Origin of the sequence: Pseudomonas sp. TR47, assembly GCF_044143025.1 — a bacterium.
In the GTDB taxonomy this organism is placed as follows: domain Bacteria; phylum Pseudomonadota; class Gammaproteobacteria; order Pseudomonadales; family Pseudomonadaceae; genus Aquipseudomonas; species Aquipseudomonas putida_E.
In genome coordinates this window covers 141,982-158,896 of record NZ_JBHFCS010000008.1, presented here as the reverse complement: position 1 = coordinate 158,896, position 16,915 = coordinate 141,982, and the positions used below count along the sequence as shown (strand labels likewise).

At 62.6% G+C, this 16,915-nt stretch carries 14 protein-coding genes and 4 tRNA genes; 15 read left to right on the top strand and 3 right to left on the bottom strand.

Features of this window, described 5'->3' with window-relative positions; all coding sequences use genetic code 11:
- The first annotated feature begins 55 nt into the window (after positions 1-55).
- The 14 genes from truA to ACEWE8_RS11420 all read left to right on the top strand — a co-directional run bounded on the left by truA (position 56) and on the right by ACEWE8_RS11420 (position 10,772).
- Positions 56-910, top strand: coding sequence for a tRNA pseudouridine(38-40) synthase TruA (truA, locus tag ACEWE8_RS11485; RefSeq protein WP_046786531.1), 855 nt, complete (start codon positions 56-58; stop codon positions 908-910).
- Between the two features lie 60 nt (positions 911-970).
- Positions 971-1,591 carry a phosphoribosylanthranilate isomerase gene (locus ACEWE8_RS11480; RefSeq protein WP_012313464.1) on the top strand — a complete coding sequence of 207 codons (621 nt, stop codon included), beginning with the start codon at positions 971-973 and terminating at the stop codon, positions 1,589-1,591.
- Between the two features lie 223 nt (positions 1,592-1,814).
- The gene (accD, locus tag ACEWE8_RS11475) at positions 1,815-2,708 is read left to right on the top strand and encodes an acetyl-CoA carboxylase, carboxyltransferase subunit beta (RefSeq protein ID WP_012313465.1); all 894 of its coding nucleotides are present in this window, start codon (positions 1,815-1,817) and stop codon (positions 2,706-2,708) included.
- Entirely contained in the window at positions 2,708-3,994 is a 1,287-nt protein-coding gene (folC, locus tag ACEWE8_RS11470; protein ID WP_046786530.1) for a bifunctional tetrahydrofolate synthase/dihydrofolate synthase, read from the top strand. Before accD ends, folC begins: the two co-directional genes overlap by 1 nt.
- A gap of 4 nt (positions 3,995-3,998) precedes the next feature.
- Positions 3,999-4,658, top strand: a complete 660-nt coding sequence (locus ACEWE8_RS11465) for an SPOR domain-containing protein (protein WP_046786529.1) — start codon at positions 3,999-4,001, stop codon at positions 4,656-4,658.
- Positions 4,659-4,775: 117 nt separating this feature from the next.
- Positions 4,776-5,333 carry a CvpA family protein gene (locus ACEWE8_RS11460; protein ID WP_012313468.1) on the top strand — a complete coding sequence of 186 codons (558 nt, stop codon included), beginning with the start codon at positions 4,776-4,778 and terminating at the stop codon, positions 5,331-5,333.
- Positions 5,334-5,375: 42 nt separating this feature from the next.
- The gene (gene purF, locus ACEWE8_RS11455; protein WP_046786528.1) at positions 5,376-6,881 is read left to right on the top strand and encodes an amidophosphoribosyltransferase; all 1,506 of its coding nucleotides are present in this window, start codon (positions 5,376-5,378) and stop codon (positions 6,879-6,881) included.
- Positions 6,882-6,897: 16 nt separating this feature from the next.
- Positions 6,898-8,109 carry an O-succinylhomoserine sulfhydrylase gene (locus ACEWE8_RS11450; protein ID WP_039603172.1) on the top strand — a complete coding sequence of 404 codons (1,212 nt, stop codon included), beginning with the start codon at positions 6,898-6,900 and terminating at the stop codon, positions 8,107-8,109.
- Positions 8,106-8,879 carry an SDR family oxidoreductase gene (locus tag ACEWE8_RS11445; RefSeq protein ID WP_046786527.1) on the top strand — a complete coding sequence of 258 codons (774 nt, stop codon included), beginning with the start codon at positions 8,106-8,108 and terminating at the stop codon, positions 8,877-8,879. Before ACEWE8_RS11450 ends, ACEWE8_RS11445 begins: the two co-directional genes overlap by 4 nt.
- A gap of 220 nt (positions 8,880-9,099) precedes the next feature.
- Positions 9,100-9,175: transfer RNA gene (locus ACEWE8_RS11440), tRNA-Val, on the top strand.
- A gap of 80 nt (positions 9,176-9,255) precedes the next feature.
- Positions 9,256-9,332 (top strand) — tRNA-Asp (locus tag ACEWE8_RS11435).
- 101 nt (positions 9,333-9,433) lie between these two features.
- Positions 9,434-9,510, top strand: a tRNA-Asp gene (locus ACEWE8_RS11430).
- A gap of 139 nt (positions 9,511-9,649) precedes the next feature.
- Positions 9,650-9,726: transfer RNA gene (locus ACEWE8_RS11425), tRNA-Asp, on the top strand.
- Positions 9,727-9,914: 188 nt separating this feature from the next.
- Complete coding sequence (locus tag ACEWE8_RS11420) at positions 9,915-10,772, top strand: DUF2242 domain-containing protein (protein ID WP_046786526.1); 858 nt, start codon at positions 9,915-9,917, stop codon at positions 10,770-10,772.
- Positions 10,773-10,992: 220 nt separating this feature from the next.
- On the opposite strand, the gene ACEWE8_RS11415 is transcribed toward ACEWE8_RS11420, so the two are convergent.
- The 3 genes from ACEWE8_RS11415 to ACEWE8_RS11405 form a co-directional block, all read right to left on the bottom strand.
- Positions 10,993-12,078, bottom strand: coding sequence for an AraC family transcriptional regulator (locus ACEWE8_RS11415; protein ID WP_046786525.1), 1,086 nt, complete (start codon positions 12,076-12,078; stop codon positions 10,993-10,995).
- A 4-nt stretch (positions 12,079-12,082) separates the two neighbouring features.
- Complete coding sequence (locus tag ACEWE8_RS11410) at positions 12,083-13,201, bottom strand: nitrilase-related carbon-nitrogen hydrolase (RefSeq protein WP_046786699.1); 1,119 nt, start codon at positions 13,199-13,201, stop codon at positions 12,083-12,085.
- 103 nt (positions 13,202-13,304) lie between these two features.
- Positions 13,305-14,621 (bottom strand): chloride channel protein, encoded by a 1,317-nt coding sequence (locus ACEWE8_RS11405; RefSeq protein WP_046786524.1) that lies wholly within the window; start codon positions 14,619-14,621, stop codon positions 13,305-13,307.
- A 299-nt stretch (positions 14,622-14,920) separates the two neighbouring features.
- Between ACEWE8_RS11405 and ACEWE8_RS11400 the strand changes: the two genes are divergently transcribed.
- Entirely contained in the window at positions 14,921-16,894 is a 1,974-nt protein-coding gene (locus tag ACEWE8_RS11400; protein ID WP_115275644.1) for a choline BCCT transporter BetT, read from the top strand.
- The last annotated feature ends 21 nt before the right edge of the window (positions 16,895-16,915 follow it).

The window sequence follows — 16,915 nt, the reverse complement described above, 5'->3', positions numbered from 1 at the left end:
TGCCGTTGTCGTTATAATCCCCGGCACTTCGTATTACCCCACAGGTTTCACGCTCTTGGACATCATCGACACCGCTGCCACCGAATCGGCCGCCGAAGGCTTCACCCGCATTGCCCTGGGCGTGGAATACAAGGGTTCGCGCTACCGCGGCTGGCAACGCCAGGCCAGCGGTGTGCCCAGTGTCCAGCAGGCACTGGAGCAAGCCCTGTCGAAAGTGGCCAACGAGCCCATCACGGTGGTCTGCGCCGGGCGTACCGACGCCGGTGTGCATGGGTGTGGGCAGATCGTGCATTTCGATACCCGCGCCAATCGCGACGAACGCGCCTGGACCCTGGGCAGCAACTTCAACCTGCCCCATGACATCAGTGTGGTCTGGTCGCGGCCGATGCCTGCGGATTTCCATGCGCGCTTCAAGGCCACCGCCCGGCGCTACCGTTATGTCATCTACAACGACCCGATCCGCCCGGCACACTTGGCCGAGGAAGTGACCTGGAATCACCGGCCGCTTGATGTAGAACGCATGGCCGATGCTGCGCAGTTCCTGCTGGGTACCCATGATTTCAGTGCCTTTCGCGCCAGCCAGTGCCAGGCCAAGTCGCCGATCAAGCATATCCATCACCTGCGGGTCACCCGTCACGGGCAGATGATCGTGCTGGATGTGCGGGCCACCGCTTTCCTGCACCATATGGTGCGCAACATTGCCGGCGTGCTGATGACCATTGGTGCAGGTGAGCGCCCTGCGGGCTGGGCCCGTGAAGTGCTGGAAGGGCGCAACCGGCGCGAAGGCGGTGTGACGGCCCATCCGTACGGCCTGTACCTGGTGCAGGTAGAGTACCCGGAGGAATTCCAGCTGCCACAGCGTTACATTGGCCCACACTTTCTGACCGGCTACGAGGCGTTGGCCGACTGACGGGCGAAAACGCTTTTGCTACCATCGGGCCTTTCAGTGTTTTCTCAGGGTTTGCAGTCCATGAGCAATGTTCGCAGCAAGATCTGCGGGATTACCCGCATAGAAGACGCGCTGGCGGCAGCCGAGGCGGGGGCCGATGCCATCGGCTTCGTTTTCTATGCCAAAAGCCCGCGCGCCGTCGACGTGCGCCAGGCGCGGGCGATCATGGCCGAGTTGCCACCCTTCGTGACTACGGTCGGCCTGTTCGTCAACGCCTCGCGCTGCGAACTCAACGAGATCCTCGAGGCTGTGCCGCTGGACCTGCTACAGTTCCACGGCGACGAAACCCCGGCTGACTGCGAAGGCTACCACCGCCCCTGGATCAAAGCGCTGCGAGTGCGCCCGGGTGATGACCTGGAGGCTGCCTGCCGGCACTATGCCGGTGCGCGTGGCATCCTGCTCGACACCTATGTTGCCGGCGTACCCGGTGGTACTGGCGAAGCGTTCGACTGGTCGCTGGTGCCTTCACGGCTGAGCAAGCCGATCATTCTCGCCGGAGGCTTGTCGGCCGGCAATGTCGGCCAGGCCATCGCCCAGGTGCGGCCGTATGCGGTGGATGTCAGTGGTGGTGTGGAGCAGGCCAAGGGCATAAAGGACGCGGCGAAGATCGAAGCGTTCATGCGCGCGGTGAAACAGGCGTGATGCCAGATGTGACGGCTGGCTGCGCGCCATCGTCCATAGCTATCGCAGCCCTGCGGGGCGGCTGCCGGCATGCCGGTTGGCCAAAGAATACGTTGAAGACGGTGCGGTACGCAGGCAGCCCCTGTGGCCGGCTCGTCATCGTTTGACAGAAGAATTTGAGCTCAAAGGGCAGGGCATGGCCGGCCAGACTGGTCCCCGCCCGCCAATACTGGAGAAATAAAGCATGAGCAACTGGTTAGTCGACAAACTGATCCCTTCGATCATGCGTTCCGAGGTGAAGAAGAGCTCGGTGCCAGAAGGCCTGTGGCACAAGTGCCCAGCCTGTGAGGCCGTGCTGTATCGTCCGGAGCTGGAAAAGACCCTGGATGTCTGCCCCAAGTGCAACCACCACATGCGTATTGGCGCACGCCAGCGCATCGACATCTTCCTCGATGCTGAAGGCCGTGCCGAGCTGGGTGCCGAGCTGGAGCCGGTCGACCGCCTGAAATTCCGCGATGGCAAAAAGTACAAGGACCGCCTGGTCGGTGCCCAGAAGCAGACCGGCGAGAAGGACGCCCTGATCTCCATGAGCGGTACCCTGATGGGCATGCCGATCGTGGTCAGTGCCTTCGAATTTTCCTTTATGGGTGGTTCCATGGGCGCCGTCGTCGGTGAGCGTTTTGTCCGCGCCGCCAACCATGCCCTGGAAAACCGCTGCCCGATGATCTGCTTCTCGGCCTCCGGTGGTGCGCGCATGCAGGAAGCGCTGATCTCGCTGATGCAGATGGCCAAGACCTCGGCCGTGCTGGCCCGCCTGCGCGAAGAGGGCATTCCGTTCATCTCCGTATTGACCGATCCGGTCTACGGCGGTGTTTCCGCCAGTCTGGCGATGCTCGGCGATGTCATCGTCGGTGAGCCGAAGGCGCTGATCGGCTTTGCCGGCCCGCGCGTGATCGAGCAGACCGTGCGCGAAAAGCTGCCTGAGGGCTTCCAGCGCAGCGAGTTCCTGCTGGAGCACGGCGCCATCGACCTGATCATCTCCCGTGGCGAGCTGCGTCCACGCCTGGCGCGTCTGCTGGCGCAGATGACCGGCCAGGAAACTCCCGAGCAGGCACGCGAGGCCGCTGCGGTCGCCTGATGAAAGACAGAACCCTGGGCGAATGGCTCGCCTACCTCGAGCAGTTGCACCCCTCGGCCATCGACATGGGGCTGGAGCGTTCGCAAAAGGTGCTTGCACGATTGGCCCTGGGCAAGCTGGCGCCCCGTGTGGTGACCGTCACCGGCACCAACGGCAAAGGCTCGACCTGTGCCTTCGTGGCGTCGATGCTGCGTGCCCAGGGGCTCAAGGTTGGCGTGTACAGCTCGCCACACCTGTTGCGTTACAACGAACGGGTGCTGATCGATGGCCAGGAGGCCAGTGATGAGCGCCTGTGCGAAGCCTTTGCGGCCGTCGAGGCGGCGCGAGGCGAGATTTCCCTTACCTATTTCGAGATGGGCACCCTGGCGGCATTCTGGCTGTTCTACCAGTCCGGGCTGGATGCCGTGGTGCTTGAAGTAGGCCTGGGTGGTCGTCTGGATACCGTGAACGTCGTCGATGCCGACCTGGCCCTGGTGACCAGTATCGGCGTCGACCATGTCGATTACCTGGGCGATACCCGCGAGTTGGTAGCCTTCGAGAAGGCTGGCATCTTCCGCCCGGGCAAGCCGGCATTGTGCGGTGACCTGGATCCCCCTCGGCCATTGTTGGACAAGGCGCGTGAACTGGCGGCGCCGTTGTTCCTGCGGGGGCGTGACTTCGATCTGACCAGTGCCGATAGTACCTGGCACTGGCGCGGGACAGCAGCAGACGGCGCGGTGGTGGAGCTGTCAGGCCTGCCGCTGCTCGACCTGCCGATGGAGAACGCCACCCTGGCCCTGCAGGCTTACCTGCTGATGGGGCTGCCTTGGGATGCCGGGCAAATTCGTCAGGCGCTGCTCGATACCCGTATCACCGGGCGGCTGGACCGTCGCACGTTCAGTTGGCAAGGCAAGCGCGTGGAGCTGTTGCTGGATGTGGGGCATAACCCCCATGCAGCAGAATACCTGGCGCGTCGCCTGTCAGCGCGACCGCTCAAGGGCCGGCGCCTGGCAGTCTTCGGCCTGCTGGCGGACAAGGACCTGGCAGGCGTCCTGGCGCCGTTGCAGGGCCTGGTCGACGACTGGGCGGTGGCGCCTTTGCAGTCACCGCGCAGCCGTCCGGCCGCCGAACTCGTCGGCGCCTTGACGAACCTCGGCGCGTCGGTGAAGTCTTATGCCAGCGTCGGCGCCGCTCTTGATGGGCAATGCGCTCAGGCGACGGCGGATGACCAGATCCTGCTGTTCGGTTCGTTTTTCTGTGTTGCCGAGGCCCTGGAATGGCTGGGGCAGCAGGCCCTGGAGGGGTGAGTAGATGGCAGTGCTGGATAAAGGGATGAAACAGCGCATGGTGGGTGCGTTGGTGCTGGTGGCGCTGGCGGTGATTTTCTTGCCGATGCTGTTCACCCGCGAGGACGAAATGCGCCAGGTGCGCGTCGAGGCCCCGCAGGCTCCAGCGATGCCGAGCTTGCCTGAAGTCAAGGTAGAGCCGGTTGCAGTGCCCGAGCCGCAACCGCTGCCGCAAGAGCCGCAGCAGGCACCTGTGGTGGTCAATGAGTCCTCGGCCCCGGTGGCCACGCCGAGCCAGCCGATCACGCCGTCGCCGCAAACCCAGGCTCAAATTCAGCCCAAGCCTCAGGCGCCTGCCCCGGCGTCCAAGGCCCAGGTGCAGCCGGCCGCTACGCCTGCGCCAGCAGCAAGCGCTACCGCACCGTCGAAAATCGACGTCAACGGCTTGCCGGTGAGCTGGTCGATCCAGCTGGCCAGCCTGTCCAATCGCGCCGGAGCCGAGAACCTGCAGAAAACCCTGCGCAGCCAGGGTTACAATGCCTACATTCGTTCGGCCGGTGGCATGAATCGGGTGTATGTGGGGCCGCTGATCGAGCGTGCCGAGGCTGAGCGCCTGCGTGATGCAATCAATCGGCAGCAGAAGCTGAAGGGCTTTGTGATCCGTTTCCAGCCAGAACGCGGTTGATTCCAGGGGGCTGCCCTGCAGCCCATCTGCGGGCTGGCCAATCGGCCTGACATTCCGCTTACTCCCGGCCCTTTGCTCTGGTAAAATGCGCCGCCTCAAACGTCTGCAGGCAGCACCGTGGCATTTACCTGGGTTGATTGGGCGATCATCGCGATCATCGCCGTTTCCACACTGATCAGTCTCAAGCGCGGCTTCGTCAAGGAAGCCTTGTCCCTGCTCATCTGGATCATTGCCGGTGCAGTCGCCTGGATGTTCGGTGGGTCGCTCTCGGTGTATCTTGAAAGCTACATCCAGACCCCATCGATGCGCATCATCGCTGGCTGCGCCATTCTTTTCGTCGCCACCCTGCTGGTGGGCGCGATGGTCAATTTCCTGGTCGGTGAGCTGATCCGCGTGACCGGGCTGTCCGGTACCGATCGTTTTCTCGGCATGGCCTTCGGCGCGGCGCGCGGAGCCTTGCTGGTGGTGGTCGCCATCGGCCTGCTCAGCCTGGGGCCGGTGCAACAGGATACCTGGTGGCAGGAATCTCGCCTGATACCACAATTTCTATTGGTCGCTGACTGGTCGAAGAACCTGATCCTGGGTTTCACCAGCCAGTGGATGTCCAGTGGGGTGATCAGCACTCCGGCTGATCTCCCGTTCAAGGAACAGTTGCTCGGGCCTGCAAAGCCTTGAGCGCTATTCACTCAAGTTTCATCAAAGTAGGGGTTGCGTCGCATGTGTGGCATCGTCGGTATCGTCGGTAAGTCGAACGTCAATCAGGCGCTGTATGACGCGCTTACGGTCCTCCAGCACCGCGGCCAGGACGCTGCAGGTATCGTGACCAGCCACGACGGCCGGTTGTTCCTGCGCAAGGATAATGGCCTGGTGCGCGATGTCTTCCAGCAGCGCCACATGCAGCGCCTGGTAGGCCATATGGGTATCGGCCACGTCCGTTACCCGACTGCGGGCAGTTCGACCTCGGCCGAAGCCCAGCCGTTCTATGTCAACTCGCCGTACGGCATCACCCTGGCGCACAACGGCAACCTGACCAACGTCGAGCAGTTGGCCAAGGAGATCTACGAGTCCGACCTGCGCCACGTCAACACCAACTCCGACTCGGAAGTGCTGCTGAACGTGTTCGCCCATGAACTGGCGGTGCGTGGCAAGCTGCAGCCCACCGAAGAAGACGTGTTCGCCGCCGTTTCCCACGTGCACAGCCGCTGCGTCGGCGGTTACGCCGTGGTGGCGATGGTCACCGGCTATGGCATTGTCGGCTTCCGTGACCCCAACGGCATTCGCCCGGTGGTGTTCGGCCAGCGTCATACCGACGAAGGCGTTGAATACATGATCGCCTCGGAAAGCGTTGCCCTGGACGTGCTCGGCTTCACCCTGATCCGCGACCTGGCGCCGGGCGAAGCGGTGTACATCACCGAAGAAGGCCAGCTGTACACCAAACAGTGCGCTCAAAGCCCGAAACTGCAACCGTGCATCTTCGAGCACGTCTACCTGGCCCGTCCGGACTCGATCATGGATGGCGTTTCGGTATACAAGGCGCGCTTGCGCATGGGCGAGAAGCTGGCCGAGAAGATCCAGCGCGAGCGCCCGGACCACGACATCGATGTGGTCATCCCGATCCCTGACACCAGCCGCACCGCCGCCCTGGAGCTGGCCAACCACCTGGGCGTCAAGTTCCGCGAAGGCTTCGTGAAAAACCGCTACATTGGCCGTACCTTCATCATGCCCGGCCAGGCTGCACGCAAGAAATCGGTGCGCCAGAAGCTCAACGCCATCGAGCTGGAATTCCGCGGCAAGAACGTGATGCTGGTCGACGACTCGATCGTACGCGGCACCACCTGCAAGCAGATCATCCAGATGGCTCGCGAAGCCGGCGCGAAAAACGTCTACTTCTGTTCCGCGGCCCCTGCAGTGCGTTACCCCAACGTCTACGGCATCGACATGCCGAGCGCTCACGAACTGATCGCCCACAACCGCACCACCGATCAGGTGGCCGAGTTGATCGGCGCCGACTGGCTGGTCTACCAGGACCTGCCGGACCTGATCGAATCGGTCGGTGGCGGCAAGATCAAGATCGAGCACTTCGATTGCGCGGTGTTCAACGGTGAGTACGTCACCGGCGACATCGACGAGGCCTACCTCGACCGCATCGAGCAGGCTCGCAATGACCTGGCCAAGGTGAAGAACCAGGCGGTCAGCGCGATCATCGACCTCTACAACAACTGATTTGGAGAGCGACGGCATGACGGATCAATGGGATGCCGGGCGACTGGACAGTGACCTCGAGGGTGTCGGCTTCGACACCCTGGCGGTGCGTGCCGGTCAGAACCGTACACCGGAGGCGGAGCACAGCGAAGCGCTGTTCCTGACCTCCAGCTATGTCTTCCGCACGGCCGCCGATGCGGCCGCGCGCTTTGCCGGTGAAACCCCGGGCAACGTCTACTCGCGCTACACCAACCCGACCGTGCGTGCCTTCGAGGAGCGCCTGGCGGCAATGGAAGGTGCCGAGCAGGCCGTGGCCACCTCTACCGGCATGGCGGCGATCCTCGCCGTGGTGATGTCGTTGTGCAGCGCCGGCGACCATGTGCTGGTGTCGCAGAGCGTGTTCGGCTCGACGATCAGCCTGTTCGAGAAGTACTTCAAGCGTTTCGGCGTACAAGTGGATTACGTGCCGCTGGTCGATCTGGCGGGTTGGGACAAGGCCATCAAGGCCAATACCAAGCTGCTGATCCTCGAGTCGCCTTCCAACCCGCTGGCCGAACTGGTGGACATTGCCGCGCTGGCCGAGATTGCCCATGCCCGTGGTGCCATGCTGGTGGTGGACAACTGCTTCAGCACCCCGGCGCTGCAGCAGCCGCTCAAGCTTGGCGCGGACATCGTGTTCCATTCCGCTACCAAGTTCATCGACGGCCAGGGCCGTTGCATGGGCGGTGTTGTGGCCGGGCGCAGCGAGCAGATGAAAGAAGTGGTGGGCTTTTTGCGCACCGCCGGCCCGACCCTCAGCCCGTTCAACGCCTGGATCTTCACCAAAGGCCTGGAAACCCTCAAGCTGCGCATGCGTGCGCACTGCCAGAGCGCTCAGCAACTGGCCGAGTGGCTGGAGCAGCAGGAGGGTATCGAGAAGGTGCATTACGCCGGCTTGCCAAGCCATCCGCAGCACGAACTGGCCAAGCGCCAGATGAGCGGCTTTGGTGCGGTGGTGAGTTTCGAGGTCAAGGGTGGCAAGGAAGGCGCCTGGCGCTTCATCGATGCCACGCGGGTGATCTCGATCACCACCAACCTGGGTGACAGCAAGACCACTATCGCGCACCCGGCCACCACCTCCCACGGCCGCCTGACGCCGCAGGAGCGTGAGGCTGCGGGTATTCGCGACAGCCTGATCCGCGTTGCCGTCGGCCTGGAAGACGTGGCTGACCTGCAAGCCGACCTTGCGCGTGGGCTGGCAGCGCTGTGATCGACTGGAAGGGCGGCGGGCCGGGCCATAACGGCCGGGTAGCCCTGGTAACCGGTGCCGCACGCGGCATCGGCCTGGGCATTGCTGCCTGGTTGATCTGCGAGGGTTGGCAGGTGGTGCTGAGCGACCTGGACCGCCCTCGCGGCGCCAAGGTTGCCAAGGCCCTGGGTGAAAACGCCTGGTTCATCACCATGGATGTAGCCGACGAAGCCCAGGTCAGTGCCGGGGTTTCCGAGGTGTTGGGGCAGTTCGGGCGGCTGGACGCGCTGGTGTGCAACGCGGCCATCGCCAACCCGCATAACCAGACCCTGGAGAGCCTGAGCCTGGCGCAATGGAACCGTGTGCTGGCGGTCAACCTCAGCGGCCCGATGCTGTTGGCCAAGCACTGTGCGCCTTACTTGCGAGCGCACAATGGTGCGATCGTCAATCTGGCCTCGACCCGTGCCCGGCAGTCCGAGCCGGATACCGAGGCCTATGCAGCAAGCAAGGGCGGCCTGGTGGCGTTGACCCATGCCCTGGCCATGAGCCTGGGCCCGGAGATCCGCGTCAATGCCGTGAGCCCGGGCTGGATCGATACGCGCGACCCTGCGCAACGCCGTGCCGAGCCGTTGAGCGATGCCGACCATGCCCAGCATCCGACGGGCAGGGTAGGGACGGTGGAAGACGTGGCGGCCATGGTTGCTTGGCTGTTGTCGCGCCAGGCAGCTTTCGTCACTGGCCAGGAGTTCGTGGTCGATGGCGGCATGACGCGCAAGATGATCTATAGCTGAGCTGCAAGCTGCAAGAGGGGGCCGTGAGGTCCCTTCGTCATTTGCCGGGCTTGGAAATCGGGCCAGCGCCACCTGGCTTTTTCTTGCGGCTTGCAGCTTGAAGCTTGCAACTGCTCTCCCACCCTTTTCAAAAAAAATTCAACGGGGCTATTGACTTAGCATCGGCACCTGCGTAAATTTCGCGGCCTCAGCGAAGCAAACGCAACAAGCAACATCGCAAGGGTGATTAGCTCAGCCGGGAGAGCATCTGCCTTACAAGCAGAGGGTCGGCGGTTCGATCCCGTCATCACCCACCACTTCCTGAGCGTTCCTGGTGCACGATGCTTCGAAAGAGGCAGATGGCCAGAGAGGAACAAGGCCTGATAAGCCACTATGCGCAGCGGTAGTTCAGTCGGTTAGAATACCGGCCTGTCACGCCGGGGGTCGCGGGTTCGAGTCCCGTCCGCTGCGCCATTCTTCAGTAACAGATGGGTGCTTTGCACCGGTCTGAAGCCAAAAGGCAACATTGCCTCAGGCTGATCCCAGTTTCAATCAGGCGCAAGCCTGAACGATACGCAGCGGTAGTTCAGTCGGTTAGAATACCGGCCTGTCACGCCGGGGGTCGCGGGTTCGAGTCCCGTCCGCTGCGCCATCTTCGTTTCGAAGCCCCTTGAACGCTTCGAAGCAGCAAAAAGAGCGATCTTCGTGTCGCTTTTTTTGTGTCCGCCCTGAGGCTTTGTTTGCCGCAAGGGTAGATCACAGTTTCAACCGGGCGAAAGCCCGAGCGATACGCAGCGGTAGTTCAGTCGGTTAGAATACCGGCCTGTCACGCCGGGGGTCGCGGGTTCGAGTCCCGTCCGCTGCGCCATCTTCGCCTCGAAGCCCTTGAACGCTTCGAAGCAAAACGAGAAAGCGACCTTAGGGTCGCTTTTTTCGTTTACGCGCCTGCAAAGTCAACATTTACACGATGCTGACAGACTCTTCACCGTCGAACGGTTTCAGTGCAAGGGTGCTGTGATGCACAATAGGCACCTCTCGACTTACCCGGAATTCGCAATGACCAGATCATCCGTCTTTGGTGCGCTCGGGCTGGCCCTGGTGCTGGCGGGCGTGACCGGTTGCTCCTCGAAAAAAACCGCTATCTATGAGCATGAGAACTTCGATGACTCGGGCACCTTCTCGCGCAGTTTCCCGGTCAGTGAAGCCGGCTCGTGCGAGGCTGCCCGGCGTGCGCTGCTGAGCCAGGGTTACATCATCACCAGCAGCGGCGCCAACCAGATTGCCGGTAACAAAAGCTTCCAGCAGAACAGCGAGAACCACCTGCAGATCAGCTTCAGCGTGACCTGCGCGCCCGACAGCAGTGACGAACAGCGTTCGACCATGTTCGCCAACGCGTTGCAGGACCGCTACGCCCTCAAGAAGTCCAATACGTCCGCCAGCCTCGGCGTGGGTGTGCTGGGTTCTGTTTCGATGCCGATCGGCTCCAGTGACGATTCGATGGTCAAGGTCGCCAGCGAGACCGTGACCGCGCCGCAGTTCTACGAGCGTTACTTTGCTCTGGTCGAAAGCTACTTGCCCAAGCCCAAGCCGAAGAAGGTCAGCAAGGCCAAGGTTGAAGCGCCTGTGCCCAAGGCCGAGAACACAGCGCCTGCCTTGGGGTTGCCTGAGCAAGTTTCGCCAGCACCTGTGGGCGCTCCTTTGGCAGAGGCGGCACCTGCTCCTGCGCCAGCAACACCGGCGCCAGCAGAACCAGCACCAGCCTCTGAGGCGGTGGCCCCGGCGAGCGAGGCCCCAGCAGCGCCGGTGGTTGATGACAGCCAGGGTTCGCAACCTGTCGCACCGCCGGCGGCGCCTGCGCCGATTCAGGTGCAGCAGGATGCACAGCCTGCCGAGGCTGAAGCACCCTCACTCTGAATGGTCTTCCCTGAACAGGCGTCGACACGGCCAATCATTCGCTGTTACAGATCACCAGACGATAACTTTCTGAACACCTGCTACGTTTACCACTCATAGGCTTGTCATCATTTCTTCATCCAGCCTGCCTAGGTTTGAAGGCATGACCAACGAAGATAAAAGAGTGAAGAGGGCGCAGGGTAATGGATGAATATCAGGAAGAGCTGCTCGAGTACCAAGCCTACGAGCTGGACACCCCGGAACCGGCCGACGACGCCACCGAGCTTTGACCGACCTGCCGCTGACTGCGGCGGAACCCCCCCGGTGTGAGGCCCGTCCAGCGCTTGAATGCGCGCTGGAAGGCCTCGGCCGATGCAAAACCCAACAGGTAGGCAATCTCGCCGAAGGTCAATTCCGTATCGCGGATATAGGCCTCGGCAAGGTCGCGCCGGGTGTCGTTGAGCAAGTCGCGAAAGCGCGTGCCTTCCTCTGCCAGTTTGCGCCGCAAGGTCCAGGCGGGCAGTTGCAGGCGCAGTGCCACTTCTTCCAGGCCGGGCTCACGGCCACCGTTGAGCAGGGGGCCGAGCAAATGGGTGATGCGCTCCCCCAGGCTGCGCACCCGGGTGCGCTGCAGCATGTGCGTTTCACACAGTTGCAGCAGGTGCTGCCAGGTGCTCGGACAATGCTGGGGGTTGGCCAGCTCCAGCGTGGCCCGGCCCAGGCGCAGTCGGTTGCCACTGGCGCCAAACTGCACGGCGGTGCTGCACAATGGCTGGTACTGGGCGGCGTAGCCGGGTGCTTCGAATTCGATCTCCAGGCGCTCGGCCTGTATGGGCGTGTCGGTCAGGGCTGCAAGCTGGGCCAGCCAGCCAGTCAGCAGCGAGTCAACCACGAAACGGTTATAGGCGTTGTAGGGGCTGATTGAATAAAAGCGCAGCCATGCCCCTTGGGCGTCTTCCTGAAAACTCGAATGCCCACGGTAGTTGGCGGCATACAGCGGCTCGAAACGCAGCAGTGTACGGGCGGCTTCGCCCAACGTAGGCGCCTGCGCGGCTGTGACGCCCGCAAGGCCGGCCTGGGCCAGCCGGCTCAGGCGTCCCATGTGCAGGCCCAGGGCAGGCTCCCCGCACAGCGCGATCGCAGCATGCCCCAGGTGCATGTAACGGGGGATAGACAGCCGTGCGCCGGCTTCGGCCAAGCGTGTTTCATCCAGCCCGTAACGGCGCAGCAGCGGCTGAGGATCGTGACCGAGGCCCTGGATGGCCTCAGCAAGTGGCTGGACGAAACCTACCGAGAGGTCGCCCAGGCGAACGCGGGGGCGGGACATACCCCTACAGCCACACGTTCAGCAGGCGTGCGCCCTGGCTGGGAGGGCCTGTAAGCAATTCGCCGCTCTGATGGGCGAAGCCTTGACCGTCGCTGCCCTGGTCCCAGAACTGCCCCCGCATGAATACACTCATGCTGCTGACCCCTTGGCCGGCAGCCTCGGTCAGGCGTTGCCAGGCGGTCTTCTCGCTCACTTCACCGCGCTGCAGGGCAAGCTCGGCCGCCGCATCCTGGTGCCGGTTGCCACGCCATGGCGCTTGCCAGCTGTCTTTGCCGCTCAGGAAAACCGGGTTGGCGATCAGTTGTACCTGTTGGTTCTCCAACTGCTGGTGGTTTTCCGGGTACCAGCTATCGCTGCCGATCAGCACGCCAAGACGCCCGGCCGGGGTTTGCACCACTTGTAGGGGTTGCTTGCGGCCATCATGGATGTAACGCCGTACCTGGCTGTCCGGGAATTGCTGGCGTTGTGGCTGGCCCAGCGGTGAACCATCGCTGGCGAACACCAGGCTGCTGTTGAACAACGGGCCGCCGCCGGTATGCAGCACGCCTTTTTCCACATAGGGGTCAGGCAGCACGATCGAGCCGGCCACCAAGGTCACGCCAAACTCCTTGGCCAGGCTGCCGAACAGCTGCTGGTAGTCGCGGGCCATCTGCTGAGCCTTCATGCGCAAGTGCGCGTCGGCCCGGCGGTCATCGCCGCTGGCCCGCACTATCGCCAGGCCATAGCGCAGCGGGTTGCTCAACTCCAGCCATTGCTCTGCCTCGCGGCTGCGGGTGACCTGGTACAGCTCGTTCTTTTCGCCGCGGGCCCACAGCCAGGTGCCAATGTGCTCCGGCAGCACCACCACCGTGCGCGGGCTTATCAGGCCCTGGGCACGGGCTTGTTGCAGGTAGGCCGAGAGCTTGCGGTGCAGGCGTTGCAGGTTTTGATAGTCGCTTGGGTAAAGCAGGGGCTCGACGCCCAGCAGGTTGCCCTGCTCGCCGGGCACGCCGTGGTTCAACGCCAGTTCGATGCGCAGGTCGGAGAGGTAGTGGCCTTCCGGGCGCTGTTGGGTCCAGAAGCCATAGCCGCACAGGGCGGCGATCATTACCAGCGCCAAGGCGCTTGCCAATAGTTTTCGCATGCCTTTGATTTCGTTGATACTCGCAATGACGAGGCGGTGAACCAAGAAGTCGCTGAGCATTGTGTCACAGTCGTCTTGAGCGTGCCTCGCGCAGCCGTTGATTTCAACTGGATCTGGCAGGTGCAACTTTGTCGATGATCTGCTTTGCCAGGGCGTGGTAGAGGGAAACCGGCGAAATGCAACCGGAGATGCCGGCAGCCATCAATGTCACTGCCAGCATCGGGATGGCCAGGTCCGGACTATGCGTGAGTTCCAGAACGATGACCGATGCAGTCAACGGTGAACGCGTTACGCCTGCCAGGTAGGCGCCCATTCCCAGCAATGCACACGCCTGTGGGTCAACATTGGGGATCAGGCTCAACAGCGGCTGGAATGCCGCGCCGATGCTCAGCGAAGGCGAAAACAGGCCGCCCGGTATGCCGGAGAGGTAAGAGACGACATTGGCCAGAAACTTCCAGAGAAGGAAGCTGGCATCGGTGATCGGTCGGCCTTCGAGCAAGGCACGGGTCTCTTCGTAGCCAGTGCCGAACACATGGTTGCCAGAAACCAGCCCGAGCACTGCCAGCACCAGCCCGCAGATCGCCGCGAACCGCACCGGGTAGCGCCCGCGTAGTGTACACAGGCGGCCAAGTACGCCCTTATCGGTAGGCAGCACCAGCCTGGCGTAACACCCACCCAGCACTCCCCCCAACAGCGCGCATGCAGGCACCACACTCCAGCCCCAGCCTACGGGCATCCGCCCGCTTATTTCGCCAAAGTAGGCGTTGTGCCCCATCAGCCCCAGCGTGACCACGCCGCCAATCAGCACCGCCGTCAGCACCAGGCCGCTGAAGCGTTGCTCAAACGTGCGGCTCAGCTCTTCAATGGCAAAGACGACACCGGCCAGCGGGGTGTTGAACGCGGCGGCTATGCCGGCTGCGCCGCCTGCGAGGATCAGGCCGGCAATCGCGCGGCGCCCGTGCAGGCCCAATCGCCGGCCAAAGGTGTAGAGCACGGCAGCGCCGATGTGAACCGTCGGCCCCTCTCGCCCGACCGAGCCCCCTACCAGCAGGGCGCCCAACGTCAGGCTCATGCGCGCGGCGGCAACGGGAATCGAAAGCAATCGGGCACGCAGGCGCCGGGATGGCATTTCCAGGGCAGCGATGACTTGAGGTATGCCGCTGCCCTTGGCGTTTTCAAACCAGCGCTGTGTCAAATACGCCAGAAGCGCGAACCCTAGGGGAGTGATGAGAAGGGGTGCCCAGGGCATCCATTCCAGCAGGCGTTCGAACGAAGCGAATGCAGCTTCGGCCAGCCAGGCGAACGCCAGTGCGACAAGCCCCACCAGCAGCGCCCCGATCCAGAACGCCAGACGCTGGCGCCATTCTCGCCAGCGTGAACGGCCGAGAGGGAGGGAGGGGAGGCGGGTACGGTCGGGCATCGTCTACGCAGTGTCAGAGGGTAAAGCCACGAGTATGACGTGTATTACCGGGGTGGCAAACCCGACAGAGGTGGTACTCAGGCAGGGCGGGAGTACGCCCGGCGCCTTCGCCCGGTACCGTCCTGCCAGGCGGGCTCGACATGCGCAGCGATTTGAGATTTTTTTCCTCGGGCGTTACGGTTCATGGCTGTTCAAGTGCACAGGCTCGGCAAACGGAGATCTTCCTGGCTGCTAATCTGGGCAGATGTCGTGGTGCCGGGGCACCCTGTGCTCATCGTTTTACAAGGAGAACTGCCGTAATGACAGCAGCCGACAAACCCAGGAGCACGCTCAATCCACCCGTCTTTTACACCAGCGCGATACTCATTTTTCTGCTGGTCTTGTACGCCACGGCATTCCAGGAGCATGCCCAGGCCCTGTTCGAACAAGTCCAGCAATGGATCATCACCAACGCCAGCTGGTTCTACATTCTCACCGTAGCGCTGGTGTTGATCAGCGTGGTGTTTCTGGCCGTCAGCCGCTACGGCGACATCAAGCTGGGGCCTGATCACAGCGAGCCTGATTACCGAAAGAGCAGCTGGTTCGCCATGCTGTTTTCGGCAGGCATGGGCATCGGCCTGATGTTCTTTGGCGTGGCCGAGCCGGTGATGCATTTCACCACACCGCCTGTGGGCGACCCTGGCACAGTCGCCGCGGCTCGCGAAGCCATGAAGATCACATTCTTCCATTGGGGCCTGCATGCCTGGGCGATCTATGCCATCGTCGCGCTCATTCTGGCCTATTTCAGTTTCCGCAATGGCTTGCCACTGACTTTGCGCTCGGCGCTCTATCCGCTGATCGGTGAACGGATATACGGGCCTATCGGGCACGCCGTGGATGTCTTCGCCATCCTCGGCACGGTGTTCGGTGTGGCGACCTCGCTGGGTTATGGGGTACTGCAGATCAACAGCGGTTTCCACCATGTGTTCGGTCTGCCGGTAAACGCCACGGTCCAGGTCATTCTCATCACCGCCACCTGCGCGTTGGCGACGCTGTCGGTGGCCAGCGGGCTGGACAAGGGTATTCGCATCCTTTCCGAGCTCAACCTGAGCCTGGCTGTAATCCTGATGCTGTTCGTGCTGTTGCTGGGGCCCACCGTGTTTCTGCTGCAGGCCTACGTGCAGAATACCGGTGCCTACCTTTCCGACATCGTCAACAAGACCTTCAACCTCTACGCCTATGAACCCACTGACTGGATCGGTGGCTGGACCCTGCTGTACTGGGGCTGGTGGCTGTCCTGGTCGCCCTTTGTAGGCCTGTTCATCGCACGCATTTCCCGAGGGCGGACCATTCGTGAGTTCGTCTGCGGTGTACTGTTCGTACCCGCAGGCTTCACCTTGCTCTGGATGACGGTGTTCGGTGACTCAGCGATACACATGATCCTCAACGAGGGTGTCAAGGACCTGGCCGCTGTGGTCGATCAGGACAGTTCCCTGGCCCTGTTCGCCTTTCTTGAGCACTTCCCGTTCTCCAGTGTCATTTCGTTGATAGCGGTGCTCATGGTGGTGGTGTTCTTCGTCACCTCGGCGGACTCCGGCGCGCTTGTGGTCGATATGCTGGCCTCGTCCGGGCAAGGCCATTCGCCTTTGTGGCAACGCATCTTCTGGTCGGTCAGCATAGGCGCGGTCGCCATTGCGCTGCTGCTGGCCAACGGCCTCAAGGCGCTGCAGACCGCGACCATTGCCAGTGCCTTGCCCTTCGCTGCCATTTTGCTGATCGCGATCTGGGGCCTGTTCAGGGCACTCAGCCTCGATGCCACCCGCCGCGGGCTGCGCAACCAGGCATTGCCCGGCCCCCGGCATACGCGCCAGCCCCACGGCGGGTGGCAGCGGCGACTGCGCAATATCGCCATGATGCCGCGGCGGGCCCATGTGTCCCGCTTCATAGCCGAAGTGGTGAAGCCTGCCTGTGAAGAAGTCGCCCTGGAATTGCGCAAGCAGGGCTATGAAGTTGCGGTGAACGAGCGCGAAGATGGGCGCGTGATGCTTGAGCTCTCCCATGCTGGAGAAGGGCGCTTCCTGTATGAGGTACGCCCGCGCGCATTCAACACGCCCAGTTTCGTCATGCAGGATACCGACGAGGGTTCCGATACCCGCAAATACTTCCGTGCTGAAGTCCATCTGCGCGAAGGGGGCCAGGATTACGACATCATGGGATGGAGCCGGGACGATGTGATCGGCGACATTCTCGATCAGTACGAGCGCCACCTGCACTACCTGCACGTCGTCAGCTGATCAGCAATTGCACTGCCCTGT

Bases quoted from the DNA above. Each gene is read 5' to 3' on its own strand.
- ACEWE8_RS11480 (WP_012313464.1), top strand. From the start codon at position 971: ATGAGCAATGTTCGCAGCAAGATCTGCGGGATTACCCGCATAGAAGAC.
- accD (WP_012313465.1), top strand. From the start codon at position 1,815: ATGAGCAACTGGTTAGTCGACAAACTGATCCCTTCGATCATGCGTTCC.
- folC (WP_046786530.1), top strand. From the start codon at position 2,708: ATGAAAGACAGAACCCTGGGCGAATGGCTCGCCTACCTCGAGCAGTTG.
- ACEWE8_RS11465 (WP_046786529.1), top strand. From the start codon at position 3,999: ATGGCAGTGCTGGATAAAGGGATGAAACAGCGCATGGTGGGTGCGTTG.
- purF (WP_046786528.1), top strand. From the start codon at position 5,376: ATGTGTGGCATCGTCGGTATCGTCGGTAAGTCGAACGTCAATCAGGCG.
- ACEWE8_RS11450 (WP_039603172.1), top strand. From the start codon at position 6,898: ATGACGGATCAATGGGATGCCGGGCGACTGGACAGTGACCTCGAGGGT.
- ACEWE8_RS11420 (WP_046786526.1), top strand. From the start codon at position 9,915: ATGACCAGATCATCCGTCTTTGGTGCGCTCGGGCTGGCCCTGGTGCTG.
- ACEWE8_RS11415 (WP_046786525.1), bottom strand. From the start codon at position 12,078: ATGTCCCGCCCCCGCGTTCGCCTGGGCGACCTCTCGGTAGGTTTCGTC.
- ACEWE8_RS11410 (WP_046786699.1), bottom strand. From the start codon at position 13,201: ATGCGAAAACTATTGGCAAGCGCCTTGGCGCTGGTAATGATCGCCGCC.
- ACEWE8_RS11405 (WP_046786524.1), bottom strand. From the start codon at position 14,621: ATGCCCGACCGTACCCGCCTCCCCTCCCTCCCTCTCGGCCGTTCACGC.
- ACEWE8_RS11400 (WP_115275644.1), top strand. From the start codon at position 14,921: ATGACAGCAGCCGACAAACCCAGGAGCACGCTCAATCCACCCGTCTTT.